Source organism: Caulobacter sp. GW821-FHT10C03 (genome assembly GCF_059415485.1).
In genome coordinates this window covers 333,460-356,127 of the sequence record NZ_JBWKNI010000003.1, presented here as the reverse complement: position 1 = coordinate 356,127, position 22,668 = coordinate 333,460, and the positions used below count along the sequence as shown (strand labels likewise).

The window sequence follows — 22,668 nt, the reverse complement described above, 5'->3', positions numbered from 1 at the left end:
CTCAGTCTAGACGGCGACATAGAGCTTCCTGGCCAAGGTTTCGATCTCGCCCCGCAAGGACCCGCCGGACCCTTTCAGCAGAGCTTCGACGTTGCGGCGGGCGGCCTCGCGGTCGCAGGACAGCACCATCTGCTTGACGGGACCGATGCCGGCCGGGGGCATCGACAGGCGGTCGAAACCCAAGGCCACCAAGGCGAAAGCCTCCAGCGGACGACCCGCCATCTCGCCGCACACCGACACCGGCGTGCCAGTGTCCTCGCAGGCCTGCTGGATGGTCTTCAGCGCGCGCAGAGCAGCCGGCGACAGCGGGTCGTAGCGGTCCGACACCCGCGGATTGCCCCGGTCGGCGGCGAACAGGTACTGCATCAGGTCGTTGGTGCCGACCGAAACGAAGTCGGTCATCGGCAGCAACGCGTCCAAATGCCACAGAAGCGACGGGGCCTCGACCATCGCCCCGACGTCCAGGCGGGCCGGCGCGGGGCGGCCGCGCTTCAGGGCCCAGGCGACTTCCTGGTCGACGAAGGCGCGAGCGGCGCGGAACTCGTCCACATTGGCCACCAGCGGGAACATGATCCGCAGCTCGCGGCCGGCGGCGGCCTTGATCAGGGCGCGGATCTGCAGGCGCAGAAGGGCCGGACGGTCCAGGCCCATGCGCACCGCGCGCCAGCCCAGGGCGGGATTGTCCTCGCGCTCCAGCTCCATGTACGGCAGCAGCTTGTCGCCGCCGAGGTCGAGCGTGCGGAAGGTCACCGGCATGCCGTTGGCGGCCTCCAGCACCTTCTCGTAGAGCGACGTCTGGGCCTCCAGCCGCGGCATCTCCTCGGCGACCATGAACTGGAACTCGGTGCGGAACAGGCCGATGCCCTCCGCGCCCGTCTCGCCCAGGATGTCGAGATCGACCGCGAGCCCCGCGTTCATCAGCAGGGTGATCTTGGAGCCGTCGCGGGTGAAGGCCGGCGTGTCGCGCAGGCGGGCGAACTCGGCCTTGCGCTGGGCGCGGACCTCCATCCGGGCCTTCAGGGCCTTCACGACGTCGGGGCGCGGGCGCAGCCAGGCCTCGGCCGTCTCGGCGTCGACCACCACGGGGTCGCCCTCGCTGACCCGATCGCGCAGGCCGGCCAGGCGGCCCACGCACGGGATGTCGAGCGCCCGGGCCACGATGCCGGCGTGGCTGGCGGCCGAGCCTTCTTCGAGCAGAATGCCCTTCAGCTTGGTGCGGTCGTATTCCAGCAGGTCGGCGGGACCCAGGTTCCGCGCGATCAGGATGGCGTCTTCGGGCAGTTGGCGCACGGCGTGGACGTCGCCCGACAGGTGCCGCAGCAGCCGGTCGTTGAGGTCTTCCAGGTCGTGCAGCCGCTCGCGCAGATAGGGGTCGCGGGCTTGGCCGAGGCGCGCGCGGTGCTCGGAGCGCACGCGCTCGACCGCGGCTTCCGCCGTCAGGCCGGAGCGCACGGCCTCCTGCAGGCCCCGGTTCCAGCCCCGGTCGTGAGCGAACAGGCGATAGGTGTCGAGCACCTCGTAGCTGGCGCCGACCAGGCCGTGCTGGCCGTCCAGCATCTCGTCGATCTGGGTCTGCAGGGCCTCGATGGCCCATTTCAGCCGGGCCTCCTCGGCCAGGGCGTCGTCCGACAGCAGCTGTTCGGGGGCCACCGGCTGCTCGTGCAGCACGGCCACGCCATAAGCCAGCCCCTCGGCGAAGCGCGCGCCCTTCAGCCGCTCGGGCTTGTGCGGGGCCAGCTCGACGTCCTTGAGCTCGTCGGCGCCCAGAAGCTCGCTGGAGCTGACCATCTCGGCCAGCACCATGGCGATGATCTGCAGGTCCTCGACCTCCTCGTCCTCATAGACCCGCTCGGTGCGGTTCTGGACGACGAGCACGCCGATGGCCCGGCCGCCGCGCAGCAGCGGCACCGCCAGGAAGGCGTGGTAGGGATCTTCGCCCGTTTCCGGACGATAGGAGAACGACGGGTGGCTGGCGGCGTCCGACAGGTTCAGCGGCCGGCCCAGGCGCATGGTCTCGCCGACCAGGCCTTCGCCCGGCTTCATCCGGGTGACGTGAACGGCGTCGCGCGACAGGCCCTCGGTGGCGAAGAGCTCGAGATCCCCCGAGGCGCGGCGCAGATAGATCGAGCAAACCTCGGCGACCATCGAGACGGCGATGGTGCGCACCACCATGTCGAGCTTGGCCTGGGCGGGTCCGCCGCCGGCCATGGCCTCGCGGATCTGGCGAAGCAGGCTTCTGGGTCCTCGAACGGCGATGCCGGGGCCTGCCATGTCGCCTGTCGTGCGCTCCCTTGGTTCCGACGCGTCGAAGCACGTCGTCCTGTCATGCGCGCTATAGCAGATTTCGCGCGCCGCACAGTGAGCGCGGTGTTTTTCCTCGACCCTTAAGCGCAAAAAACGCCGCCCCTCCGGAAAGGGGCGGCGTCTTGCCTAGCTTGTCAGCGGTCAAGCTTTAGCGGCGCTGACCGTAATAGTCGTAGCGGCTGTCGTAGCGATCGCGATGGTCGCGACGGTCGTAGCGGTCGTTATAGCCGTAGCGGGTGTCGCTGTAGTACGGGCGACGCTCGTCATAGCGGCTGCTGTAGCGGTGATGACGCTTGTCCTTGGCGGTGGCCGCGCCGATGGCGCCGCCGGCCAGGGCACCGACCGCGATCGCGCCGCCGTCGCCGTCGCCCAGCATGGCGCCGGCCGCGCCGCCCAGAACCGCGCCCAGGATGGCGCGCTCGGTCTTGTTGCTCTTGCCGCGATCGCCGGCGAAGGCGGCCGTGGCGGGCAGGACCAGCGCGCCGGCGATGGCGGTGCTGATGGCGATCTTGCTGAACTTACCGATGGTCTTCATGGCAGTGCTCCTTGTTCCAGAAGCGTCGCCAAACCCGGAGGCGGCGCTGTTGAGGACGTTTATGAGCCTTGCCGTTTGAACCCGACCTGAACGCGCCTGTTCATGTTGGTGTCAGGTTTTTCCAGAGCTTTTCAGCGCTCCCGGAAGAAGGTGGAGCTATTCCCCCGCGTGCGCCGCCCCCGGTCGATGCAGCCGCACCGACCACAGCACGCCGGCCAGCATCAGCACGATCGCCGACCACTCCAGCACGTGCGGCCAGCGGCCCTCGTGCAGAAAGCCGTAGAGCAGGGCGAACAGGGTCTCGAACACGATCAGTTGGCCCGACAGCGACAGCGGCAAGAGGCGGCTGGCGCCGTTCCACAGGCCGTTGCCGATCACCGAGGCCCCGATGGCGACGGCGAAGCTGACCATCCAGAACCAGCCCCAGGCGGCCGGCGGATGAACTTTGCCATCCATCAGGAAGGCCGGAACCACCAGCACCAGCGACAGCAAGCCCGTGACCAGGCCCGTCAGCAGCGACCATTCGTGGCTGCTGAACTTCGGGGTCGCGGCCAGGCGGCGGGCGTTCCAGACGGCGTAGGCGGTCCAGACCGCCAGGGCCAGGGTCGCGCCAAGCACGCCGAGGATCAGCTTGCCGACCGGGACGTCCGACGGCGTCGTGAACACCGCCACGTTGATGCAGACCCCGCCGGCGATGATCAGGGCCAGCGGCGCGGCCAGGGCCCGCAGTGGGGCCCCCTCGCCTTTCCGGGCGCCGGCCAGGGTGATGGTCACGGGCAGCAGGCCGATGATCAGCGAGGCCAGGGCCACCCCCGCCGTCTGCACCGCCACCGACAGGCCCACATAGTAGACAAGGTTGCCCAGCAGGCTCAGCCCGGCGAGATCGCGCCAGTCGCGGCGGTCCATCCGCGCCATCACCGACGTCCAGCTCGGGGCCAGCAGCACGGCGGCGGCCAGGCCGTAGGCGATGTAGCGACCGGCGGTCATCTGCAGCGGCGTGAACGCCTCCAGCAGCTTCGGCGCCAGGAACACCCCGCCCCACAGGGCGCCGGCGACGAGACCGTAGAGAAGACCGAGCAGAAGGTTCCGGGGACTGATCATGACCCCGGACCTAGCAGGCGCGTGAAGCCCTGGCTTTGGCGAAAACTCCCGAAGATCGGGCGAAGGCTCCCGCCCGCGCCCGATCCCGGCGGCTTCTAGCGCCCCGCCTCCAGGACGGCGATACGCTCCAGAGCGAGGGCCAGTTCGGCCTCCGCCCGCAGCTTGTCGGCGACGGCGCTGGCCTGGACGACGCCCAGCACTTCGCCCGCCAGCCGCCCCGCGTCGACGATGCTGCGCGGGGCGGTCGGAGCCGTGGAGATCACCACCCCGTCGCGCACGGTCTGGACCAGTTCGACATAGTGCGCGCCGGTCATCACGCCGTCGGTCCAGCGGATCAGCAGTTCATAGGGATGGATCCTGGTCTCAATCGTAATGACCGGCTCAGGACATGACTTCGCGGTTGGAGTTGCGACGCCAGTTCACCCCGTCCGAGAAGCAAAGTTCGGCGCCGCCGGTCAGGTCGGAGACGTAGATCTCGGCGCCCGCGCCGATGGCCGGACTGGGCGCGGTCGACCGGATGTAGGTCGGATGCCGGATCGGAACCGAAGCGGTGATCGCCCCTGCCCCCACACGCAGCCTCTCGAGGCCCTTGCGCGTCACCAGCACGTCGGTGTCGGTATCCGAGCCGAAGACGACGCCGGAGCCGTTCGAGGCCTGGACGCGCCCGAGGGTTTGGCCGCCGCCGACCTCGATCAGACCGCCCGACGTGTCGTTGCGCACCCGGATAGTCGCATGGCCGGGCGTGTCTAGCGGCGGCGCGTCGCCGATCGCCAGGTTGCCCGCCTCCGAGACCCCGGCCCCGTTGCGGAACTTGATGAGGTAGTCGGTGAAGGCGGCGTTGGTCGCCGAAAAATCGATCCCGGCGGCGAACCTGCCCTGGAACAGCACCCCTCGGTCGACGGTAACGTTCTCGCCGTCCGCCGGATCGGACACCAGGTTGAGCAGCGTGCCGACCCTGGCCGGCAGCACGACATCCTTGAACAGCCGGTAGGCGAAGATCGAAAGGCCTACGCGGTTACCCGAAATGGGATTGGCGTTGTCCGATCCGGCGCCGGCGTAGACGTCGAGCTCCGCGCCCATGACCGCGTAGGCCGGATCTTCGCGATAGGCCCTGATCTCGTCGCCGGCGGCCGCCGGCGAGCTCAGGACGATCTTCTGCCCGTCGCTGTCGGTGAAATCGGTCCCACGCTGCAGCGCCACTTTGTTCTTCAGCACCACGACCTTGCCGGGGACATGGTTCGGGACGTCGAAATGGGTCTGCCCGGCCGTGGCCGTGAGGAGTTCGGGCCACTCCTTGCCCTCGCCGAGCACGCCCCAGGCGCGGCCGCCATGCCTGGCGTTGCCCTGGCAGAACACGCCCGAGCCCTGGCCGTGATAGGAGTAGTTGTCGGTCACGAACAGACCGCCCAGTTCGTTGCAGTAGGTCACGTTGGCGCCGACCTGGTTGTAGCCGTGCACGGCGGCGTTGACCGGCGCGTCGGCGTCGCCGGACGAGCCGCCGGTATAGTCCGAGACCTTCTGGCCGTAGATCGCGCCCAGCACGCCGCCCGGCTGCTGCTGGCGTTGCACGACGGCGAACTGCTTGTCGACCGCGCTATCGGCCGAAGGCAGGAAATAGCTGCCCCAGCCCAGAAGCTTGTCGGTTCCGGTAAAGCCGAAACCGGCGCGGGCCGCCGTCGCGTCGGGCGACAGCAGTATGGGTTTCATGAAGTCGGAGACGGGTTCGTCGGTCATCCTTGGAGCTCCTTTTGTTTGGAGCCACCGCACTGCGCGGGGGCGTTGGAGCCCCAAGAGCACCATCCTCCCACGCCAGATCGGGACGTAGGGCCGGGGCTAGCGCCGCCCCTTGCGCCAGGCCGCGGGCGTGACGCCCAGCACCGCCTTCATCCGCCGCGTCAGGGTGCTCTGGTCGCCGTGACCGGTGCGGACGGCGATCTCCGCGACGGAGAGGAGAGGATCGTCCAGCAGGCGCTGGGCGGCCCGCAGCCGCGCGTCGGTCAGGGCGGCGTGCGGGGTCGCGCCGTAGGCGGCGGCGAAGCGGTCGAAGAAGCGGCTCTGGCTCATGCCGGCCTCTGCCGCCAGGTCGCGGACGGTCAGCGGCTGGTGGTAGCGGGCCTCGATCATCGCCGCCGCGCGGGCCAGGCGCGGATCGACGGCGATCGGGCCGCTCGACAGGCCGCGCAGCAGGAGCGGCGTCCACAGCCCCGCGACGCCGTCGTCGATCCCGCCCGGCGCCTCGCCCGACAGGAACGACAGCAGGCCGCGCACCGGGCTGGTGACGCAGGCGAACGGCTTTTCGCGCAGGCGCTCGAACGGCGCCATCAGGGAGGACCCGATGTCGGCCACCACGAACAGGTTCTCGCCGTCGGCGGCGCAGACGTGGCGCGTGCCCGGCGGGATCACCGCGGCGCTGCCCGGATCGACCCGGCCGCCCCGGCCGTCGATCTCGATTTCCAGCACGCCACGGCGCGGCAGCACGATCTGGTCGAAGTCGTGGGCGTGCGAGATGGCTTCGACGCTGTAGCGGCGAAAGGACAGCTCGGCGGGGGCGGTCAGGTCGTGGCCCATGACCTCACTATAGCGAACTCAGCCGTGACCCGGCAGGGCCAGAGGCTCCTCGGCGTCCATGACCAGGCGGCGGGCCTGCTCCAGAGCCGCGTCGATGTCGCTCTCGATGAACTCGACCTGCAGGTCGGTCAGCGGGTGCGGCGCGGCGACGACGTCGCGCAGGTAGTCGCGCTTTTCCGGCTCGGTCATGGTCCACCAGCCGACGGTGTGGCCTTCCTCGATCACGGCGTCGCCCATGGCCAGCAGGTCGTCGGTGTCGAAGATCGGCTGGCCGGGCTTTTCGGGGAACCATTGGCCGTCGTCCGGCAGCGCCTGGTCCAGCTGGCGCAGCAGCGCCGCCAGCCACGGGCTGACCAGCAGCGGCTTTTCGTAGCCGTCGCCGAACTTGGCGCGCAGCAGCAGGTCGTAAAGCAGCTCGAGGCCGGCGTCGCCGTGGAAGGTGACGGTCTTGGCGGCGGGATCGAACTTGAAGACGTCGGACATGGGACTCTCGAAGGCTGGTGCGCCTTCATAACGTCAGAGCACGACGTTTAGGCAACGGCGATCCCCCTCGCCCCGCCTGGGACGAGGGGATGCGCGTTCTTACAGCTGGTCCAGGCCGTACACGGCGTGCAGGGCGCGGACGGCCAGTTCGGTGTAGGCCGCGTCGATCAGGACCGAGATCTTGATCTCCGAGGTCGAGATGACCTGGATGTTGATGTTCTTCTCGGCCAGGGCCGCGAACATCGACTGGGCGACGCCGGCGTGCGAACGCATGCCCACGCCGATCACCGACACCTTGGCGACGTCCTCGTTGACGGCCACGTCCTCGAAGCCGATCTCGACCTGGGCGGCGCGGACGATCTCGACGGCGCGGGCGGCGTCACGCTTGCCGACGGTGAACTCCATGTTGGCGGTGTCGGCGCTGCGGGCGCGCGACTGCACGATCATGTCGACGTTCACATTGGCGTCGGCCAGACGGCCGAAGATCTGCGAGGACACGCCCGGATGGTCGGGCAGGCCCAGCAGGGTGATCTTGGCTTCGTCGCGGCTGTAGGCGACGCCCGAGACGATGCGCTTTTCCATGATTTCTTCCTCGTCGCAGACGATCGTACCTTGGCCCGGGGCTTCGCCCGGCTCGACGAAACTCGACAGCACCCGCACCGGGACGCGATGGGCCATGGCCATCTCGACCGAACGGGTCTGCAGCACCTTGGCCCCCAGCGAGGCCATTTCCAGCATCTCTTCGTAGCTGATCTTGGCCAGGCGCTTGGCCTTGCTCTCGATCCGCGGGTCGGTGGTGTAGACACCATCGACGTCGGTGTAGATGTCGCAGGCGCCCTTCACCGCGGCGGCGATGGCCACGGCGCTGGTGTCCGAACCGCCACGGCCCAGCGTGGTGATGCGCTGCTTGCTGGTCACGCCCTGGAAGCCGGCGATGACGGCGATCTCGCCGGCCTCGAAGCAGGCTTCCAGGTTCTGGGGCGGAATGTCCTCGATGCGGGCGCTGCCGTGCGCCTCGTTGGTGAGGATCGGCACCTGCCAGCCCAGGAACGAGCGGGCCTTATGGCCCATGTTGCGCAGGGTCATGGCCAGCAGGCCGGCGGTCACCTGCTCGCCCGACGCCACGACGGCGTCGTACTCGTCGTCAGACGCGGGAAGGCCCGCGGCGGCGCGGCCGGCTCCGTCCGTCCAGGCGACCAGCTCGTTGGTCTTGCCCGACATGGCGGAAACGACGACGGCGACCTGCTTGCCCGTGGCGACTTCCGCGGCGACCAGGCGCGCCACCCGGCGGATGCGCTCCAGGTCGGCCACCGAGGTGCCGCCGAACTTCATCACCAGACGTGACACGTCTCTAAATCCTCGAACCAAAGCGGTTTTTTCTTGCGCCTTCGCGGCCGGAACCCGTCCTTCCGCGCAAGCCCGCGCCTTCTAGCGGGGCCTTGGCGCAACGGCAATGTCGCGGATGTGTCTTTTTTCTCGGGATGGGGCGAGGATTTGACGCAGGGTGCAACCTGACTGACTATCTACCTGTCCACAGACGATCGGAAAGCGCCATGTCGCCCGAGGTCGAACGCCTGCTGGCCGGCCACACCACCGTCGCCGGCAAGATCCGCGCCCTGGCCGCCGCCGGCTACAAGCGCGCCGACATCGCCCGCATCCTCGGCAAGCGCTACCAGCACGTGCGGAATGTGCTGGAGGAGGCGCGTCCGGCTGAGACGCTCGCGCCGATAGGAATGGCGGAAGGCGACGCCGGAGCCTTTGTCCACGATCGGCCGAAGAGCTACCGATTGGAACTCAGGAACGGATCGCTGACGCTTCCACCCGAGGTGCTCGCGGCGCTCGGCGCTGGAGCGAACGGCGTGATCATCGCCGAGCTGGATGGCGAGTTCTTCAAGCTCATCAGCCTTCCGGAGTCCGTGCGTCGTCTGCAGAACTGGGTGGCGAGCTTCGCTATCCCCTCCGACAAACTGGCGTCCGACGAGTTGATCGAAGATCGCCGCCGAGAGGCCGCCCAGGAGGAAGAGGAAGCCCGGGCCTGGGAGGCTCAACGCCGCCATGACGACTGAATTCATCATGGACTGCTCCGCCGTCCTGGCGATCCTGTTTGGCGAATCCGGCCAGGATCGCGCTGCCGCGGCGCTCAAGGACGCCCGGATATCCACCGTCAACCTGGCTGAAGTGGTCACCAAGCTGATCGAGCGCGGCGCAACGCCTTCGGACGTCGAAGGCCGCCTCTCGACGCTGGCGCTGAACATCGCTGACTTCGATGGCGATCTCGCCATCCAGGCCGGCCTTCTCCGCGCCGCCACCCGCCACAAGGGCCTGTCGCTCGGCGACCGCGCCTGCCTCGCCCTGGCCATCAGGGAAGGTCTCCCGGTCATGACGACCGATCGGGCCTGGAGCGATCTGGACCTGCCGGTCGAAGTCGTGCTCATACGCTGACCATGACTCAGAGCGCCCCGAATACGCCCAACTGGAGCATCGACCCCGCCGACGTGGCGCGGTTCTCGGCCATCGCCGCCGAGTGGTGGGACCCGAAGGGCAAGTTCGCGCCGCTGCATGTGTTCAACCCCTGCCGGCTGGGCTTCATCCGGGAGCAGGCGCTGGAGCGCTTCGGCCGCGACGGCAACGAGCGCGCGCCGTTCGAGGGCCTGTCCCTGATCGACATCGGCTGCGGCGGCGGCCTGCTGAGCGAGCCGATGGCGCGCCTGGGCTTTTCCGTCACCGCCATCGACGCCTCGGAAAACAACATCAAGACCGCCGCGGCTCACGCCGCCGAGCAGGGTCTGTCCATCGGCTACCGCCCGGCCACCGCCGAGCAGTTGGTCGCCGAGGGCGCGGGTCCGTTCGACGTGGTGCTGACCATGGAGGTCATCGAGCACGTCGCCGATCCGGGCGCCTTCCTGCGCACCTGCGCCCAGTTGCTCAAGCCCGGCGGCCTGATGATCGTCGCCACCCTCAATCGCACGCTGAAGGCTTTGGCGCTTGCGAAGATCGGCGCCGAATACGTGCTGCGCTGGGTGCCGCCCGGCACCCACGAATGGAAGCAGTTCCTCAAGCCCGAGGAGCTGCGCGCCTTCCTGGCCGGCGAGCCGGTCGAGATGCACGGCCCGTTCGGCGTCGCCTACAACCCGCTGACCGGCCGCTGGAGCCGCTCCACCGACGTCGACATCAACTACATGATGACGGTCACCAAGCCGGCGGCGTGACGCCGAACGGGGTTCGCGGTAAAACTGCGTCATGTCCGAGACTGGACCGCTCATCATCAGCGACCAGAAGATCCTGTCGAGGATCTATGAATTGGCGCGCCAGCTCGGCTGCACGCCACATGAAGCCGTTCGCATAGCGGTTGAGCGAGCGCTCGAACAGGAACGCATCAGGGCCGCCCTGAAAGAGGCTTGACGCCGGGCGGCCGCGCGCCAACCTCCGGCTGTAACCCTGGAGTACTCCCCATGTCCGCCCTGCTGCTCGCCCTCGCCGCCGCCCTGCCCTCGCTGGCCGGGGATTTCGACGGCGACGGCAAGGCCGACCTGGCCCGGCTGGAGCCGCGCGGCGGGGCGCATGTGCTGGTGGTCGAGCGCGGCGCGGCACCCGGCAAGCCCGAGACCATCACCCTGGTCGCCGATACGGCCAACTTCTTCATCGCCGCCCAGCCGGCCGGGACCTATCCGACCACCTGCGCCAAGGACGTCGGCGCGCCCTGCGCCGCCGACGAGCCGCGCCAGGTCGAGCTGAAGGCCCCGACCCTGTCGTTCGGAACCGAGGAAGCGTCCATGGCCGTGGCGGTCTGGACCGGCGAGCGCTTCGCCGTCACCTGGCTGACCGACTGATCCCAGTCCTTTTTCGAGACCTTTTCCGGGAACCTTGACCTTCGCTGCGGCTTATTTCGCCGCAGGGACTTGGAACCTGGATCGGCGCCTCTCGTGGGGCGGAGCGCCCGATCCGTTCGTCGGAACGGAGACTTCCCCATGACCTCCCGTCGTCTGGCCTGGCTGATGGCCGGCGCCGTCGCCATCACCTCGGCCGCGCCCGCCATGGCGCAGTACGAAACTCAGAGCGATAGCGCCTACCAGCAGCAATTGCAGACCTATCAGCAGCAGCGCTCGTCCTACGAGGCCCGCCGCGCGGACTACGACAGCCGCCAGGCCCAGTACGACGCCGACCGGGCCGCCTATGAGCGCGCCCGCGACGACTACGACCGCCGCTATGGCCGCGGGGCCTATGACCGCCGCTATCCCAGCGAAGCCAGCCGCTGGCGCACGCCGGCCTACCCCACCAGCGGCGACTACTACGCCGAACAGCGCCAGTTCGAGGCCGACCGCGCCGCCTACCAGCGCACGCGCGACGCCTATGACCGTCGCAACGGCCGCGGCGCCTACGACCGCCGCTACCCCGACGAGGCCCGTCGCTTCGCCACCAGCGGCCAGAACTACGACTCCCGGGATGTCGCCGACTACGACGCCCAGCGCCGCCAGTGGGAGAGCGACCGCGCCAGCTATGAGCGGGCCCGCGACGACTACGACCGCCGTTACGGCCGCGGGTCCTATGACCGGCGCTATCCGGACGCGGGCGACCGCTACGAGACCGACCCCTACGCCGGCCCTGCCCCGCCGCCCGTCTATGGCGACAACACCAGGCCCTCGGGCGGCAGCTACAGCGACCCGTGTCGTGACGACGCCAAGCGCAACGCCACCGCCGGCGGGGTGATCGGCGCCCTGGCCGGGGCGGTGATCGGCTCCAACGTCGCCGCCCGCAACGCCAAGACCGAAGGCGCGGTGCTGGGGGCCGTGGTCGGCGCCGGCGCCGGCGCGGTCATCGGCAACTCGACCGCCAAGGCCCGCTGCGACACCCGCGGGCAGTACTGGTCCTACGACGACACCGTGCCCTATCGCGAAAGCGCCGACTATCGCGACCGGGCCGGCGGTTATTCGGAATGGAACCGCTACAACGAGCGCAAGTGCCGCCTCGTGCAGGCCCCGACCGAGTACCAGGGCCGCACCGAAAGCCGCTACGTCCGCGTCTGTCCCGACAGCGACGGCCGCTACCGCGTCGACGGCTGATCCACACCTGAGTTCCCGCGTCGGGCTCTCGACATAGAACCGACGCGGAGCTTCGGCGTTATCCCCCGCAAGGGACATAGAACAACACTCTCAACGGAGGTCGCCATGCGCGCCCAAATGAAAACCCTGATCGTCGCGGTGAGCCTGGCCTTCACCGCCTCCACCGTCGCCGTCACCGTCGCCGAGGCCCAGCAGCGCCGCGAACGCGTGCTGGTCTGCAAGAGCACCAAGAAGTCGCGCAACAAGGGCACCGTGATCGGCGGCCTCAGCGGCGGCGCGCTCGGCGCGGCCGTGGCCGGCAACGGCGCCAAGACCGAGGGCGCGATCCTCGGCGGCGTGGTCGGCGCGGTCGCCGGCAACCAGATCGCCAAGCACAATTCCAAGAAGAACTGCCACTACGAGTACCGCTACCGCTAAGCCGGAAGCGACGAGCGGCGGCAAGCCGCTTCGAAAGGTCGAGGGGCCCGTTCGTAAGGACGGGCCCTTTTTCGTTTCCCTTCGCCTCCCGGCGCGTTGGAGCACGATGGCGCTAGACCCCTACATCCTGTTTCTCCTCGGCGTCGGCGTGATCGTGCTGCTGGTCGCCTGGCTGCCGATGGCGCTGCGCAACCTGCCCCTGTCGCTGGCCATCCTCTGCGTCGTCATCGGCGTCGTGGTGTTCCACGCCGGCGGCCTGCCGTTCCGGCCCGATCCCCTGCGCTTTTCCACCCTGACCGAGCGGCTGACCGAACTGGTCGTGCTGGTCTCGCTGATGGGCGCGGGGCTGAAGATCGACCGCCGCCTCGGCTGGAAGGCCTGGAGCTCGTCCTGGCGGCTGATCGCCATCACCATGCCCCTGACCATCGCCGGCGTGACGCTGATCGGCGTCTACGGACTTGGATTGGGCCTGGCCTCGGCTCTGCTGCTCGGCGCGGCCCTGGCCCCGACCGACCCGGTGCTGGCCTCCGACGTGCAGGTCGGGCCGCCGCGTTCGGGCGAGGACGGCGAGGCGCGCTTCGCCCTGACCTCCGAGGCGGGGCTCAACGACGGCTTCGCCTTTCCGTTCGTGCACCTGGCCGTGGCAGCCGCGGCCGGCGGCGGCCCTCTGTCCGCCGAGCGCCTGGGCCACTGGCTGGCCGTCGACGTCGCCTGGCGGATCGCGGCCGGGATCGCCGTGGGCTGGGCGGTCGGCAAGGCCCTGGGCTGGATCACCTTCAAAGCGCCCCGCGCGCGCCTCTCCGGCACGGGCGACGGCCTGGTGGCGCTGGGAGCGACCCTGTTCGCCTACGCCGTGGCCGAGGCGGCCCACGGCTACGGCTTCCTCGCCGTGTTCATCGCCGCCCTGGCGCTGCGGGCCACCGAGCGCGACCACGAGTTCCACGAGGCCATGCACGACTTCGCCGAACAGGTGGAGCGCCTGCTGATGATGCTGGTCCTGGTCATGCTGGGCGGCGCGATCGGCGGCGGGCTGCTGGCGCCCCTGACCTGGAAGGACGCCGGCCTGGGCCTGGCGCTGCTGCTTGTCGTGCGGCCGCTCGCCGGCTGGATCGGCCTGCTGTGGGCGCCGCACTCGCGCCGCGAACGGGCGATCGTCTCGTTCTTCGGGATCCGCGGGATCGGCTCGTTCTACTACCTGGCCTGGGCCCTCAACCACGGACCGTTCGACGACTGGTCGCGGCTCTGGGCGATCACCGGCTTCGTGGTCCTGGTCTCGATCCTGATCCACGGCGCGACCGCCACGCCGCTGATGCGCCGGGTCGACGACTGGCGGCGCGGCGCCGGCCTCATGGGACCCAAGGAACGCGGCGAGCCTAGTTGACCTGCGTCTTCTTCGGCGGCGCGGGCGGCAGGGCGGCGACCTTGACGCCGTCCTCCAGCAGGGCCTTCACCTCCTTGGGCGAGGCCTCGCCATAGATGCCCCGCTCCTCGGACTTGCCCTCGTGGATATCCCGCGCCTCCTTGGCGAAGCGGTCGCCGACATAGTCGAAGTTCTCCTCGACCTCGCGGCGCACCTCGCTCATGGCGGTCATCATCATCTCGCGCATCTTCGCATCCGGCTCGGGCGCGGAGCGCTGGGCCTTCGTCCCCGCGACGGCGGGGGCCATGATCTGCTTGCGAACCCCGGTCGAGCCACAGACCGGGCACTCGACGAGGCCACGGGCGGCCTGGTCGTCATAGTCGCCCGACGAGCCGAACCAGCCTTCGAACTCATGTTCGTGATCGCAGGCGAGGGCGTACTTGATCATGACGTCATTATGGGCTCACGGCCCGACGAAGTCGCGGGCGTTGGTCAGGACCGGGATGGCCGCGCGCGCCTTGTCGGCGGCCGCCAGGTCGAGATCGGCGATCAGCACGCCCGGCTCGTCATGGTCAAGCATGCCGATCACCTCGCCCCAAGGGCCGATGGCGATCGAGCGGCCCCAGGTGCCGCGCCCATCCTCGTGGAAACCGCCCTGCGCCGCCGCGATGACGAACGAGCCGGTCTCGATGGCCCGGGCGCGCAGCAGGATGTCCCAATGGGCCTCGCCGGTCGGACGGGTGAAAGCGGCGGGCGCGGTGATCACCTTCGCCCCCGCCAGGGCCAGAGCCCGGTGCAAAGCCGGAAAACGCATGTCGTAGCAGATGGTCAGGCCGGTCGGGCCCAGGGGCGTGTCGACCACCACCGCCCGCTCTCCGGGGGTGTAGACGGCCGATTCCCGCGCCGTTTCTCCAGTCGGCAGCTGCACGTCGAACATGTGCAGCTTGTCGTAGGTGGCGACAATCGCGCCGCTCGGGTCGATCACGGCCTGCCTGTTGGCCGCCTTGCCGTCCTCGCGCAGCACCAGGGCCGAGCCGACGTCGATCCAGACGCCGTATTCCCGCGCCAGGGCCTGCAGGCCGCGCACCACCACGTCGTCCTCCAGCGGGACGAGGGTCGGCAGCAGCTTCTCCTTGTCCTTCTGCAGCACGTTGACGCCCTCGGGCGTCAGGATGAACGCAGCGCCCGCCTCGGCCGCCTGCCGCACCAGCGGCGCGACATGCTCGAGCGCGGCGGCCTGGGTGGCCGGCGTACGCGTCTGGACGAGGCCGACCCGGACCGTGGTCATGCGGCCAGCAGCGGGTCGAGCTTGCCCTCGCGCTCCAGCGCCATCATGTCGTCGCAGCCGCCGATGTGCTGCTCGCCGACGAAGATCTGCGGGAAGGTGGCGCGGCCCGAGCGGTCGATCATCTCCTGGCGCAGCTTGGGATCCATGCCCGCCTCGATCTCGGAGAAGTCGGCGCCCTTGTCGTTGAGCAGTTTCAGGGCGCGGGCGCAGTAGCCGCAGAAGGGACGGGTGTAGATGGTGACCTTGGCCATGTCGGTTCCAAAAGCTCGGATTCCAGCCCTCATATAGGACGGGTTCGCATTTCTGTAACGCGCGCGACGACAGTCAGGTCGACAGCCGAGGCTCCGGCCGCCAGCAGCGCCCGCGCGCAGCCCTCGGCGGTGGCTCCCGTGGTCAGCACGTCGTCGACCAGCAGCACCCGTTTTCCCTCGACCAGCAAGCGCTTGCGGTCGGGCACGGCGAAGGCGGCGGCGACGTTCCGGCGGCGGCCGTCGGCCGACTTGCCGCCCTGGCTGGCGGTGTCTCGCCTGCGCACCAGGGCGTCTGCCAGATAGAGCCGCCCCGCCGTGCGGGCCAGGGGCCGGGCGATCTCGGCGGCCTGGTTGTAGCGGCGGCGCAGAAGCCTCGCGCGGTGCATCGGCACGGGAACCACCGCATCGGCCTCTTCCAGCAGGTCGGGCGCGGCGCGCGAAATCCAGCGGGCGAACAGGCCCGACAGGTCCGTACGGTCGGCGTGCTTCAGCTTCAGGATCAAATCCCGCGAGTGCTCGTCGTAAAGGCAGGCGGCCCGGGCCCGCGCGAAGGTCCGGGGCCGAGCCAGGCACAGGGCGCACAGCGGCTCGCCCTGGTCGAACGGGAACGGCGCGCCGCAGCCGTCGCAGACCGGCCCGTCGAGAAAGACGATACGGCTCCAGGCCCCGGCCGACAGTCCGGAGGTCAGGGCCGGCTCGCCGTCGAAGGCGCGCGGCGGCAGGATCAGGTCGAGCAGGCCCCTTCCGATCCCCGTCAGGCGCGGGCCGGGTTTCCATTGCGCAAGGAAATCGCCATGTTCCGCCCGCATGACCAGTTCGCCCCTCCTCTTCGACCGCGACCTTCTCCGAGCCCGCCTCAACCGCGCCGCGCCCCATTTCGGCCAGGCCGGCTTCCTGAAGGCGCGCGCCGCCGGTGACGCCGTCATGCGGCTGGAGGCGATCCTGCGGGAGTTTCCGGTCGCCGTCGATCTCGGAAGCCGAGACGGCGCTTTCCGCCAGGCCCTGTCGGAAAGCGATGCGGCGGCCAAGATCGGCCTGCTGATCGACACCGATCTTTCGGCCCGCATGCTGGCCGGGCGCGGCGGCCCGACCGTGGTCGCCGACGAGGAACGCCTGCCGTTCGGCGACGAGACGCTGGATCTGGTGGTCTCCACCCTGGCCCTGCACTGGACCAACGACCTGGTCGGCGCCCTGATCCAGATCCGCCGCGCCCTGCGGCCCGACGGCCTGTTCATCGGCGCCCTGTTCGGCGGGGCCACCCTGACCGAACTGCGCCAATCGCTGATGGCGGCCGAGGACGAGATCGCCGGCGGCGTCTCGATGCGCGTCTCGCCCTTCGCCGACACGGTCGACGCGGCGGGCCTGCTGCAACGCGCCGGCTTCACCCTGCCGGTGGCCGATGTCGACCGGGTCAAGGTCCGCTACGGCCACCCGATCGCGCTGCTTCAGGACCTGCGCCGCATGGGCGAGACCAGCGTGCTGCTCGACCGCTCGCGCAAGCCCCTGAGCCGCAAGGTGCTGTTCCGCGCCCTGGAGATCTACCAGGAGCGCTTCGCCGAAGCCGACGGCCGCGTGCCGGCGACCTTCGAGATCGTCACCGCCACCGGCTGGGCGCCGCATGCGAGCCAGCAGAAACCCCTGCGGCCCGGCTCGGCCAAGATGCGGCTGGCCGATGCGCTGGGGGTGAAGGAACAGCCGGCGGGTGACAAGGCGGGCTGAGGCGGCGAAGACCCCCTCCGGCCCTCCGGGCCACCTCCCCCAGAGGGGGGAGGATCTAGTTCAGCAGATGCTCCCCCTCTGGGGGAGCTGTCGCGGAGCGACTGAGGGGGTCTACCCCGAACCTCAGCTCACCAGCCAGGTCGCCGCCGCGCGGGCCTTGGCGTCCGTGGCCGGCGCCACCACCACCGCCCCGTCGCGGTGCATCAGATAGCCGCCCTTCCGCGCCCGGAACGAGACGCCCTTGCCGGCCAGGCCCTTCACCCGAACGAAGTCCGCCGCGCGATCGGCGAGAGGATCGGGCTGCGCGGCCACGACCTTGTCGCCCTCGATCCGCAGGCCATGACCCGGTCGCAGGATCGGCTCCAGCGTCACCTGGCCGTGCGGCCCAAGCTTCTGACGCAACTGGGTCGTCGCCAGCGCCCCGTCGCCCACGCTCACCACATCGCCCTCATAGCGCAGGAACGCCCCCGGCCGATCAACCGGCGAAAACCGGTCCGGGATCTCGCCCGCCCCGGCCGGCACGCCGAAGTCCGGGGTCCCGTCCGGCTTGTAGTACAGCCGCTGCACCCGCGTGTGGCGGTTGGGGTCGAACAGGGGGTTGCCCTTGATCGCCTTGTAGTCGCGGCCGTGGAAAACCAGGACGTCGCGCCCCTGCTCGTCCACCGTGAACGAGTTGTGGCCAGGCCCCCAGACGCGGGTTTCCTCCGACGAGACGAAGACCGGGACCGGCGACTTGCTCCACGAGGCCTCGGCCATCAGGTCGGCGTCCGCGTCGGCGGTCAGCAGGCCCAGGCAGTAGCGGTCGTCGGTGGCGCTGGCCGAATAGGCGATGAACACACGGCCGTTGCGGATCAAGGCGGCGGGTGCCTCGGCCACCTTGTAGCCCCGGGTCTCCCAGTCGAGCGTCGGCACGGTCAGGCGAACCGGCGGCCGGGCCAGGGTCAGGGGCGTGGCCAGCGGGGCCAGGTAGAGGTTGCTGTTGGTCTTGATCCCCGGCTCGGTCTGCGCCCAGCAGATGTAGCGCACGCCCTTGTGGCTGAAGACCGTGGAGTCGAGCGTGAAGGTGTCCCAAGGCGTCTGCAACTGGCCCAGCAGGCTCCAGCGGCCCGACAGGGCGTCGCGGTCCTGGCAGCGCAGCACATAGGTGCGGATGTGGAACGGCTCGCCCGCGTCGCCGGCGGCGAAGTACATGTGCCAGTCGCCGTCGAGCCAGTGCAATTCGGGCGCCCAGATATAGCCGCCCAGCTTGCCTTCCTTGGGCCTGCGCCAGATCACCGCCTCTTGCGCCGTGGCCAGCCCCGCCAGGGTGCGCGACCGGCGGATGATCAGCCGGTCGTATTCCGGCACCGAGCCGGTCAGGTAGTAGAAGCCGTCGGTGTGCTTGAAGACCTGGGCGTCGGCCCGCTGGCGGACGACGGGATTGAGCAGCGGTCCGGCCGAAGCGGGCGCGGCGACGGCGGCTCCAGAAACGGTCAGGGCCCCGGCCCCCGCCAGCATCAGGCGCCGCGAAGGCTGCAAGTCGAAAGTCACCGCTCGTTTCCTCGGACGTTTCGCGCCTTCGCGCTATTTGTCTGAGTTAAAGCACATCCCGCAGCCAGGCGACCAGCGGAAGATCGGCCGGCGGCATGTCGTAGTCCGACAGCTGGGCGGGCTTCACCCAGGCCATCGCCTTGTGCTCCCTGGCCGTCACCTGCCCCTCCCAGCGCCGCAGCAGATAGAGCGGCATCAAGAGGTGGAAGGTCTCGTAGGTGTGCGAGGCGAAGACGAAGGGCGCCAGGCAGGCCTGGGCGACCGTGATGCCCAGCTCCTCGTGCAGTTCGCGGATCAGGCACTGCTCGGGCGTCTCGCCCTTCTCGACCTTGCCGCCGGGAAACTCCCACAGGCCGGCCAGCGACTTGCCCTCGGGGCGCTGGCAGATCAGCACCCGCCCGTCGACGTCGATCAGGGCGGCGGCGGCGACCAGGACGATCGGACGGTCGGTAGGCGGGGCGACAGGCGTGCTCATGCCCGATCCATCGCGGGCTTCGCCGGGGTTGGCAACTCCCGCCGCGCATGGGGCGTTGCCCTTGGGCTATTCAAAGGAGGAACCCCATGGCCGTCGACGATCGTCTGGTGAAGAGCGGCGACCTGATCGGCACGCCGGTCACCGACGCCAAGGGCCACAAGCTGGGCGTCATCCGCGAGGTGTTCGTCGACCGCGACGCCGGCATCGGCCGCTATGTCGCCGTCGAGCCGGCCGGCCTGTTCACCGGCGGCAAGTACCATCCCCTGCCCTGGCGCGTGCTGACCTTCGACGACAAGGCCGAAGCCTACGCCGTCGAGATCACCAAGGACCGCTTCAAGGACAGCCCCGCCTACGACCGCGACCAGCTGGCCAAGCCCTCCCACGGCTGGGCCGAACAGGTGGAGCGGTATTTCGAGGGGTAGCAGTTTGAGCTCCCTATGACCCCTCTCTCTTAGAGAGAGGGAGGGGCCCGCCGCGAAGCGGTGGGAGGGTGAGTGGTTTCGCCGCTCACAGGAAAATCCCAATTCCTCTGCTTGAGAACACAGGACGGCCATGCCGAAGCTTTGGGCATGGACAGGACCGCCTACGCCCGCCGCCTTCGCCAGCGCCAGACCCTGGCGGAAAAGACGCTCTGGACCCTCGTCCGCAACCGCCGCCTCTCAGGCTTCAAGTTCATGCGGCAGATTGCGATCGACCGCTATTTCGCGGACTTCATTTGCGAGGCGGGCAAGCTGATCGTGGAACTCGACGGCGCCGCTCATGACGGCCGTGAAGACTATGACGATCACCGCACCTGTACGTTGGAGCAGCTTGGGTACGTGGTCTTGCGGTTCAACAACGAGCGTGTCCTGGCCGATCCCAGCGGGACAGCCGACGACATCCTGGCCGCGCTCCGATCGGCCAGGCCGTAACCACTCACCCTCCCACCGCCTGCGGCGGCGGGCCCCTCCCTCTCTCTAAGAGAGAGGGATCGGTTTGTGGCGACGTCCGACTAGGGCCGCGAACCGAAGTTGGCCCTTCCGCTCCTCTCACCCCACCTTCACCGAGCCCAGCACCGTCTCCACTTCCGGCAGTTCGGCGGCGAAGTAGTGCTCGCTGGGGGCCAGGAACAGTACGACGTAGAGCTTGCCGTTCACCTCGGCCACCTGGGCGGCGCCGGAGATGTCGAGGCCCTCCTTGGTCTTGGCCTTGAGGTCGAAGCGCAGGCCGTCGGCCGAGCCCACCTTGGCCGGGCGCAGGTTGTCGGTCTCCACGCGCTGGTAGTCGAGGGCCGCGACGCTGTCGGTGACGAACTCCACCAGCTCGGTCGGGGCCATGCCGGCGCGATAGGTCGGGGTCGGGCGCTCCTTGGCGGCCGGCTTGACCATGAACTCGCCGGGCGCGAGGCCGTCGGTCACGTAGAGCCGGTTCAGCAGCGGGCCGTCCATCGACAGCAGGCGCACCTTGGCCGGGCGGGCGAACATGATGGCGCTGATGTCCGACCACTCGTGGCCGAGGGTCACGGTGGCCGTGCCGATCTTGTAGGGACCGGCCGGGGCCGAGGTGACGCTGACGCAGGCCGACAGGCTCATGAGCAGGGCGGAGGCGGCCAGCAGGCGAACGACGTTGGTGCGGATCATGTCGCGCTTCCTTCGGAGAGTTTCTTGAGGCTGGCCTCGACCAGCCAGCGGTCCTGCGCCTGGGGGGCGCGGGCGAGATAGGTTTCGTAGGCGGTCTTGGCGCCCGGGCGGTCGCCGGCCTGCAGGGCCAGGTCGCCCAGGGTGCGCCAGGCGGCGACCGGGGCGTCGGGATAGGTCCCGGCCTGGGCGTAGGCCTTGCGGGCCAGTTCCAGGTCGCCCTCCCCGCGTCGCTGGCGATAGGCCTCGGCGCGATAGAAGGTCAGCAGGCCCTGGTCCTCGCCCTGCGCCGCCAGGCGGTCGATCAAGGCCAGGCTCTGGCCGTAGTCGCGCCGGCGCAAATCATCCTTCAGCCAGGCCGCCAGGTGCGGGCGGATGACGGCGCGATAGGCCTTGCGATCGGCGGTGGAGGCCTTGGTCGGCGTCCGGGCGGCCAGGTCGTCCAGCGCCTTGACCCGCTCGCTGCTGACGGGGTGGGTGCTGAAGATGTTGGACCGGGCTTCCTGGTCGCGCACCCGCTTGAAGCTCGACGATCCGGTCTCGGCGATCAGCGAGCGCCACAGGGTCGCCCCGGCGGCCGGGTCGTAGCCGGCGGCCACGGCTCGCTTGAAGCCCAGGCCGTCGGCCTCGACCTCGTTCTCGCGCGAATAGCCGAAATAGGCGGCCAGCTGGCCCAGATAGAGCAGGTCGTTCAGCGCCCCGGCCGCGCGCATGATGTCATTGGCGCCCTGGGCCGAGCCGGCGTTGACCGCCGCCCCCATGGCCACCGCCGCCACGGCGAACTGCACGGCCATGGTCGCGCCCAGCCGGGCCTTCAGCGTCCGGTAGGCCTCGATCGAGTGGTTCTCGGCGAAGTGCCCGACCTCGTGGCCCAGCACGAAGGCCAGTTCGTCCTCGCTCTGCACCCGCAGCAGCAGGCCCGACCACACCTCGCCATAGCCGTTGGGGGCCATCTGGGCGTTGAAGAACGGCCGGTCCATCACATAGACGCGGATGTCGCCCTGGTACTCGGGCGCCAGCTTGGCGACGACGCCGGTGACATAGGCGTTCAGCGCCGGGTCGCGGTTACGCTCGACCGACTGGCGGGCCGCCAGCTCGGCCTTTTCGGACAGCGCCCAGATGCCGCCCTCGTCGGAGGTGTCGGTCGGGCGCAGGTGCGGGGCGCGGGGTTGGGCTCCCGCCGGCGCGACCGCCAGGACGGCGGCGGCCAGCAGGGCCAGGCCCTTCGCCCTGGGGCGAAGGACGCGGGGCATCAGAGCGGCGCGTCCTTCAGCAGGGCCTTGGCGAAGGTCTCCGCGCCCTCGGGCGAGCGCATGTCGGAGTCCGTGCCGGCCACGGCGACGTTGAACCACACCACCTTGCCGGTCTTCAGGTCGACCAGCGAGGTGAAGGCGTATTGCTGGGCCATCGGCATGCTGACGCCCAGCAGGGCCGCGCCGACCATGGCCGCCTTGCGGCCGCCGCTCGAATAGGCGCCCCGGCCGTAGGTGAACAGGGCGTAGTCGGCGTCATAGGCCTGGGCCAGGGTCTGGGTTCCGTTCCCCAGCGTCCAGTCGAAGCTCTTCTTGGTCGGCAGCGAATAGAGGCCGTAGTTGAAGCCGCGGATCGAGTTGCCGACGGCCTCGTGCAGGCGCAGCAGCTGCAGGGCGCGCGGGTCCTCGACGGAGGTCGGATCCAGCGAGCGGAAGACGTGCGACTTGGCCGTCGCGGCCTCTTCCAGTTCGCGTTTGATGTTGCCGCGCGCCTGGGTCGACCAGTCGGCGCGCGCCTCCTGGATGCCGGTGACGGTCAGCAGGCCAAGCTCGATGTCCGGCTGGACGATCAGGATCTTGGCGCCGGCCGCCGGCTTGGTCGGCGACTTGTCGGCGAGACGGGTGTTGGTCGTGGTGCAGGCGGCCAGAAACAGGCACGCCGTGACGGCGACGCTACGGAAAACGGACACGGTGAGCCCCCAGATATGC

At 69.6% G+C, this 22,668-nt stretch carries 27 protein-coding genes; 10 read left to right on the top strand and 17 right to left on the bottom strand.

What is annotated here, in order from left to right; all coding sequences use genetic code 11:
* Window positions 1-6 precede the first annotated feature (6 nt).
* From ptsP to AC07NG_RS05685, 8 genes are all read right to left on the bottom strand, one after another.
* Window positions 7-2,271, bottom strand: a complete 2,265-nt coding sequence (ptsP, locus tag AC07NG_RS05720) for a phosphoenolpyruvate--protein phosphotransferase (RefSeq protein ID WP_487288099.1) — start codon at window positions 2,269-2,271, stop codon at window positions 7-9.
* Window positions 2,272-2,452: 181 nt separating this feature from the next.
* Window positions 2,453-2,839, bottom strand: coding sequence for a hypothetical protein (locus AC07NG_RS05715; protein ID WP_494592678.1), 387 nt, complete (start codon window positions 2,837-2,839; stop codon window positions 2,453-2,455).
* A 156-nt stretch (window positions 2,840-2,995) separates the two neighbouring features.
* Complete coding sequence (locus AC07NG_RS05710; RefSeq protein WP_492853710.1) at window positions 2,996-3,940, bottom strand: DMT family transporter; 945 nt, start codon at window positions 3,938-3,940, stop codon at window positions 2,996-2,998.
* Window positions 3,941-4,035: 95 nt separating this feature from the next.
* Complete coding sequence (locus AC07NG_RS05705) at window positions 4,036-4,254, bottom strand: hypothetical protein (RefSeq protein WP_492853711.1); 219 nt, start codon at window positions 4,252-4,254, stop codon at window positions 4,036-4,038.
* 67 nt (window positions 4,255-4,321) lie between these two features.
* The gene (locus AC07NG_RS05700; protein ID WP_494592677.1) at window positions 4,322-5,674 is read right to left on the bottom strand and encodes a hypothetical protein; all 1,353 of its coding nucleotides are present in this window, start codon (window positions 5,672-5,674) and stop codon (window positions 4,322-4,324) included.
* Window positions 5,675-5,773: 99 nt separating this feature from the next.
* Entirely contained in the window at window positions 5,774-6,508 is a 735-nt protein-coding gene (locus AC07NG_RS05695) for a helix-turn-helix domain-containing protein (RefSeq protein WP_494592676.1), read from the bottom strand.
* 18 nt (window positions 6,509-6,526) lie between these two features.
* The gene (locus AC07NG_RS05690) at window positions 6,527-6,991 is read right to left on the bottom strand and encodes a hypothetical protein (RefSeq protein ID WP_487288094.1); all 465 of its coding nucleotides are present in this window, start codon (window positions 6,989-6,991) and stop codon (window positions 6,527-6,529) included.
* Window positions 6,992-7,090: 99 nt separating this feature from the next.
* Window positions 7,091-8,338: an aspartate kinase gene (locus AC07NG_RS05685; protein ID WP_494592675.1), complete on the bottom strand. Its 1,248-nt coding sequence runs from the start codon at window positions 8,336-8,338 to the stop codon at window positions 7,091-7,093.
* 206 nt (window positions 8,339-8,544) lie between these two features.
* Between AC07NG_RS05685 and AC07NG_RS05680 the strand changes: the two genes are divergently transcribed.
* From AC07NG_RS05680 to AC07NG_RS05650, 7 genes are all read left to right on the top strand, one after another.
* Entirely contained in the window at window positions 8,545-9,057 is a 513-nt protein-coding gene (locus AC07NG_RS05680; protein WP_494592674.1) for an AbrB/MazE/SpoVT family DNA-binding domain-containing protein, read from the top strand.
* Complete coding sequence (locus AC07NG_RS05675; protein ID WP_492853714.1) at window positions 9,047-9,433, top strand: type II toxin-antitoxin system VapC family toxin; 387 nt, start codon at window positions 9,047-9,049, stop codon at window positions 9,431-9,433. The genes AC07NG_RS05680 and AC07NG_RS05675 overlap by 11 nt, the downstream gene beginning before the upstream one ends.
* A gap of 2 nt (window positions 9,434-9,435) precedes the next feature.
* Window positions 9,436-10,200 carry a bifunctional 2-polyprenyl-6-hydroxyphenol methylase/3-demethylubiquinol 3-O-methyltransferase UbiG gene (ubiG, locus tag AC07NG_RS05670; RefSeq protein WP_487288090.1) on the top strand — a complete coding sequence of 255 codons (765 nt, stop codon included), beginning with the start codon at window positions 9,436-9,438 and terminating at the stop codon, window positions 10,198-10,200.
* Between the two features lie 243 nt (window positions 10,201-10,443).
* Complete coding sequence (locus AC07NG_RS05665; protein WP_494592673.1) at window positions 10,444-10,821, top strand: hypothetical protein; 378 nt, start codon at window positions 10,444-10,446, stop codon at window positions 10,819-10,821.
* A gap of 138 nt (window positions 10,822-10,959) precedes the next feature.
* Window positions 10,960-12,051: a YMGG-like glycine zipper-containing protein gene (locus tag AC07NG_RS05660; protein WP_494592672.1), complete on the top strand. Its 1,092-nt coding sequence runs from the start codon at window positions 10,960-10,962 to the stop codon at window positions 12,049-12,051.
* A 105-nt stretch (window positions 12,052-12,156) separates the two neighbouring features.
* A complete protein-coding gene (locus AC07NG_RS05655) occupies window positions 12,157-12,468 on the top strand; it encodes a glycine zipper 2TM domain-containing protein (RefSeq protein WP_487288085.1) in 312 nt (103 codons plus the stop codon).
* Window positions 12,469-12,574: 106 nt separating this feature from the next.
* Complete coding sequence (locus AC07NG_RS05650; protein ID WP_494592671.1) at window positions 12,575-13,849, top strand: cation:proton antiporter; 1,275 nt, start codon at window positions 12,575-12,577, stop codon at window positions 13,847-13,849.
* Here the strand turns inward: AC07NG_RS05650 and AC07NG_RS05645 are convergent.
* The 4 genes from AC07NG_RS05645 to AC07NG_RS05630 are packed head-to-tail and all read right to left on the bottom strand — an operon-like array spanning window position 13,842 to window position 16,176.
* Window positions 13,842-14,276 carry a DUF1178 family protein gene (locus tag AC07NG_RS05645; protein ID WP_494592670.1) on the bottom strand — a complete coding sequence of 145 codons (435 nt, stop codon included), beginning with the start codon at window positions 14,274-14,276 and terminating at the stop codon, window positions 13,842-13,844. The genes AC07NG_RS05650 and AC07NG_RS05645 overlap by 8 nt on opposite strands.
* Window positions 14,277-14,291: 15 nt before the next feature.
* Window positions 14,292-15,116: a carbon-nitrogen hydrolase family protein gene (locus AC07NG_RS05640; RefSeq protein ID WP_494592669.1), complete on the bottom strand. Its 825-nt coding sequence runs from the start codon at window positions 15,114-15,116 to the stop codon at window positions 14,292-14,294.
* Complete coding sequence (grxC, locus tag AC07NG_RS05635; protein WP_110120192.1) at window positions 15,113-15,367, bottom strand: glutaredoxin 3; 255 nt, start codon at window positions 15,365-15,367, stop codon at window positions 15,113-15,115. The genes AC07NG_RS05640 and grxC overlap by 4 nt, the downstream gene beginning before the upstream one ends.
* Window positions 15,368-15,396: 29 nt before the next feature.
* Window positions 15,397-16,176 carry a ComF family protein gene (locus tag AC07NG_RS05630; protein WP_494592668.1) on the bottom strand — a complete coding sequence of 260 codons (780 nt, stop codon included), beginning with the start codon at window positions 16,174-16,176 and terminating at the stop codon, window positions 15,397-15,399.
* Between AC07NG_RS05630 and AC07NG_RS05625 the strand changes: the two genes are divergently transcribed.
* On the top strand, window positions 16,175-17,086 hold the full coding sequence (locus tag AC07NG_RS05625) for a methyltransferase domain-containing protein (protein WP_494592667.1): 912 nt from the start codon (window positions 16,175-16,177) through the stop codon (window positions 17,084-17,086). The genes AC07NG_RS05630 and AC07NG_RS05625 overlap by 2 nt on opposite strands.
* Before the next feature lie 123 nt (window positions 17,087-17,209).
* Here AC07NG_RS05625 and AC07NG_RS05620 read toward each other — a convergent pair whose 3' ends face one another.
* Together AC07NG_RS05620 and mutT are read right to left on the bottom strand one after the other, a co-directional pair.
* Entirely contained in the window at window positions 17,210-18,616 is a 1,407-nt protein-coding gene (locus tag AC07NG_RS05620) for a family 43 glycosylhydrolase (protein WP_494592666.1), read from the bottom strand.
* Window positions 18,617-18,662: 46 nt separating this feature from the next.
* Window positions 18,663-19,091: an 8-oxo-dGTP diphosphatase MutT gene (gene mutT / locus AC07NG_RS05615; protein ID WP_492853723.1), complete on the bottom strand. Its 429-nt coding sequence runs from the start codon at window positions 19,089-19,091 to the stop codon at window positions 18,663-18,665.
* Between the two features lie 86 nt (window positions 19,092-19,177).
* Between mutT and AC07NG_RS05610 the strand changes: the two genes are divergently transcribed.
* Both AC07NG_RS05610 and AC07NG_RS05605 read left to right on the top strand, forming a co-directional pair.
* Window positions 19,178-19,513, top strand: a complete 336-nt coding sequence (locus AC07NG_RS05610) for a PRC-barrel domain-containing protein (RefSeq protein ID WP_494592665.1) — start codon at window positions 19,178-19,180, stop codon at window positions 19,511-19,513.
* A 147-nt stretch (window positions 19,514-19,660) separates the two neighbouring features.
* Complete coding sequence (locus tag AC07NG_RS05605; RefSeq protein ID WP_494592664.1) at window positions 19,661-20,002, top strand: endonuclease domain-containing protein; 342 nt, start codon at window positions 19,661-19,663, stop codon at window positions 20,000-20,002.
* Between the two features lie 117 nt (window positions 20,003-20,119).
* Here the strand turns inward: AC07NG_RS05605 and AC07NG_RS05600 are convergent, their stop codons facing one another.
* The 3 genes from AC07NG_RS05600 to AC07NG_RS05590 are packed head-to-tail and all read right to left on the bottom strand — an operon-like array spanning window position 20,120 to window position 22,649.
* A complete protein-coding gene (locus AC07NG_RS05600) occupies window positions 20,120-20,710 on the bottom strand; it encodes a hypothetical protein (RefSeq protein ID WP_494592663.1) in 591 nt (196 codons plus the stop codon).
* Window positions 20,707-21,960 carry a M48 family metalloprotease gene (locus AC07NG_RS05595; protein ID WP_492853726.1) on the bottom strand — a complete coding sequence of 418 codons (1,254 nt, stop codon included), beginning with the start codon at window positions 21,958-21,960 and terminating at the stop codon, window positions 20,707-20,709. The genes AC07NG_RS05600 and AC07NG_RS05595 overlap by 4 nt, the downstream gene beginning before the upstream one ends.
* Window positions 21,960-22,649, bottom strand: a complete 690-nt coding sequence (locus tag AC07NG_RS05590; protein ID WP_492853727.1) for a hypothetical protein — start codon at window positions 22,647-22,649, stop codon at window positions 21,960-21,962. Before AC07NG_RS05590 ends, AC07NG_RS05595 begins: the two co-directional genes overlap by 1 nt.
* Window positions 22,650-22,668 lie beyond the last annotated feature (19 nt).

Coding starts and splice junctions, on each gene's coding strand:
- AC07NG_RS05665 (WP_494592673.1), top strand. CDS start 10,444: ATGTCCGCCCTGCTGCTCGCCCTCGCCGCCGCCCTGCCCTCGCTGGCC.
- AC07NG_RS05650 (WP_494592671.1), top strand. CDS start 12,575: ATGGCGCTAGACCCCTACATCCTGTTTCTCCTCGGCGTCGGCGTGATC.
- AC07NG_RS05700 (WP_494592677.1), bottom strand. CDS start 5,674: ATGACCGACGAACCCGTCTCCGACTTCATGAAACCCATACTGCTGTCG.
- ubiG (WP_487288090.1), top strand. CDS start 9,436: ATGACTCAGAGCGCCCCGAATACGCCCAACTGGAGCATCGACCCCGCC.
- AC07NG_RS05595 (WP_492853726.1), bottom strand. CDS start 21,960: ATGCCCCGCGTCCTTCGCCCCAGGGCGAAGGGCCTGGCCCTGCTGGCC.
- AC07NG_RS05605 (WP_494592664.1), top strand. CDS start 19,661: ATGGACAGGACCGCCTACGCCCGCCGCCTTCGCCAGCGCCAGACCCTG.
- AC07NG_RS05695 (WP_494592676.1), bottom strand. CDS start 6,508: ATGGGCCACGACCTGACCGCCCCCGCCGAGCTGTCCTTTCGCCGCTAC.
- mutT (WP_492853723.1), bottom strand. CDS start 19,091: ATGAGCACGCCTGTCGCCCCGCCTACCGACCGTCCGATCGTCCTGGTC.
- AC07NG_RS05660 (WP_494592672.1), top strand. CDS start 10,960: ATGACCTCCCGTCGTCTGGCCTGGCTGATGGCCGGCGCCGTCGCCATC.
- AC07NG_RS05655 (WP_487288085.1), top strand. CDS start 12,157: ATGCGCGCCCAAATGAAAACCCTGATCGTCGCGGTGAGCCTGGCCTTC.
- AC07NG_RS05630 (WP_494592668.1), bottom strand. CDS start 16,176: ATGCGGGCGGAACATGGCGATTTCCTTGCGCAATGGAAACCCGGCCCG.
- grxC (WP_110120192.1), bottom strand. CDS start 15,367: ATGGCCAAGGTCACCATCTACACCCGTCCCTTCTGCGGCTACTGCGCC.
- AC07NG_RS05600 (WP_494592663.1), bottom strand. CDS start 20,710: ATGATCCGCACCAACGTCGTTCGCCTGCTGGCCGCCTCCGCCCTGCTC.
- AC07NG_RS05645 (WP_494592670.1), bottom strand. CDS start 14,276: ATGATCAAGTACGCCCTCGCCTGCGATCACGAACATGAGTTCGAAGGC.
- AC07NG_RS05625 (WP_494592667.1), top strand. CDS start 16,175: ATGACCAGTTCGCCCCTCCTCTTCGACCGCGACCTTCTCCGAGCCCGC.
- AC07NG_RS05690 (WP_487288094.1), bottom strand. CDS start 6,991: ATGTCCGACGTCTTCAAGTTCGATCCCGCCGCCAAGACCGTCACCTTC.
- AC07NG_RS05710 (WP_492853710.1), bottom strand. CDS start 3,940: ATGATCAGTCCCCGGAACCTTCTGCTCGGTCTTCTCTACGGTCTCGTC.
- AC07NG_RS05680 (WP_494592674.1), top strand. CDS start 8,545: ATGTCGCCCGAGGTCGAACGCCTGCTGGCCGGCCACACCACCGTCGCC.
- ptsP (WP_487288099.1), bottom strand. CDS start 2,271: ATGGCAGGCCCCGGCATCGCCGTTCGAGGACCCAGAAGCCTGCTTCGC.
- AC07NG_RS05675 (WP_492853714.1), top strand. CDS start 9,047: ATGACGACTGAATTCATCATGGACTGCTCCGCCGTCCTGGCGATCCTG.
- AC07NG_RS05640 (WP_494592669.1), bottom strand. CDS start 15,116: ATGACCACGGTCCGGGTCGGCCTCGTCCAGACGCGTACGCCGGCCACC.
- AC07NG_RS05715 (WP_494592678.1), bottom strand. CDS start 2,839: ATGAAGACCATCGGTAAGTTCAGCAAGATCGCCATCAGCACCGCCATC.
- AC07NG_RS05610 (WP_494592665.1), top strand. CDS start 19,178: ATGGCCGTCGACGATCGTCTGGTGAAGAGCGGCGACCTGATCGGCACG.
- AC07NG_RS05705 (WP_492853711.1), bottom strand. CDS start 4,254: ATGACCGGCGCGCACTATGTCGAACTGGTCCAGACCGTGCGCGACGGG.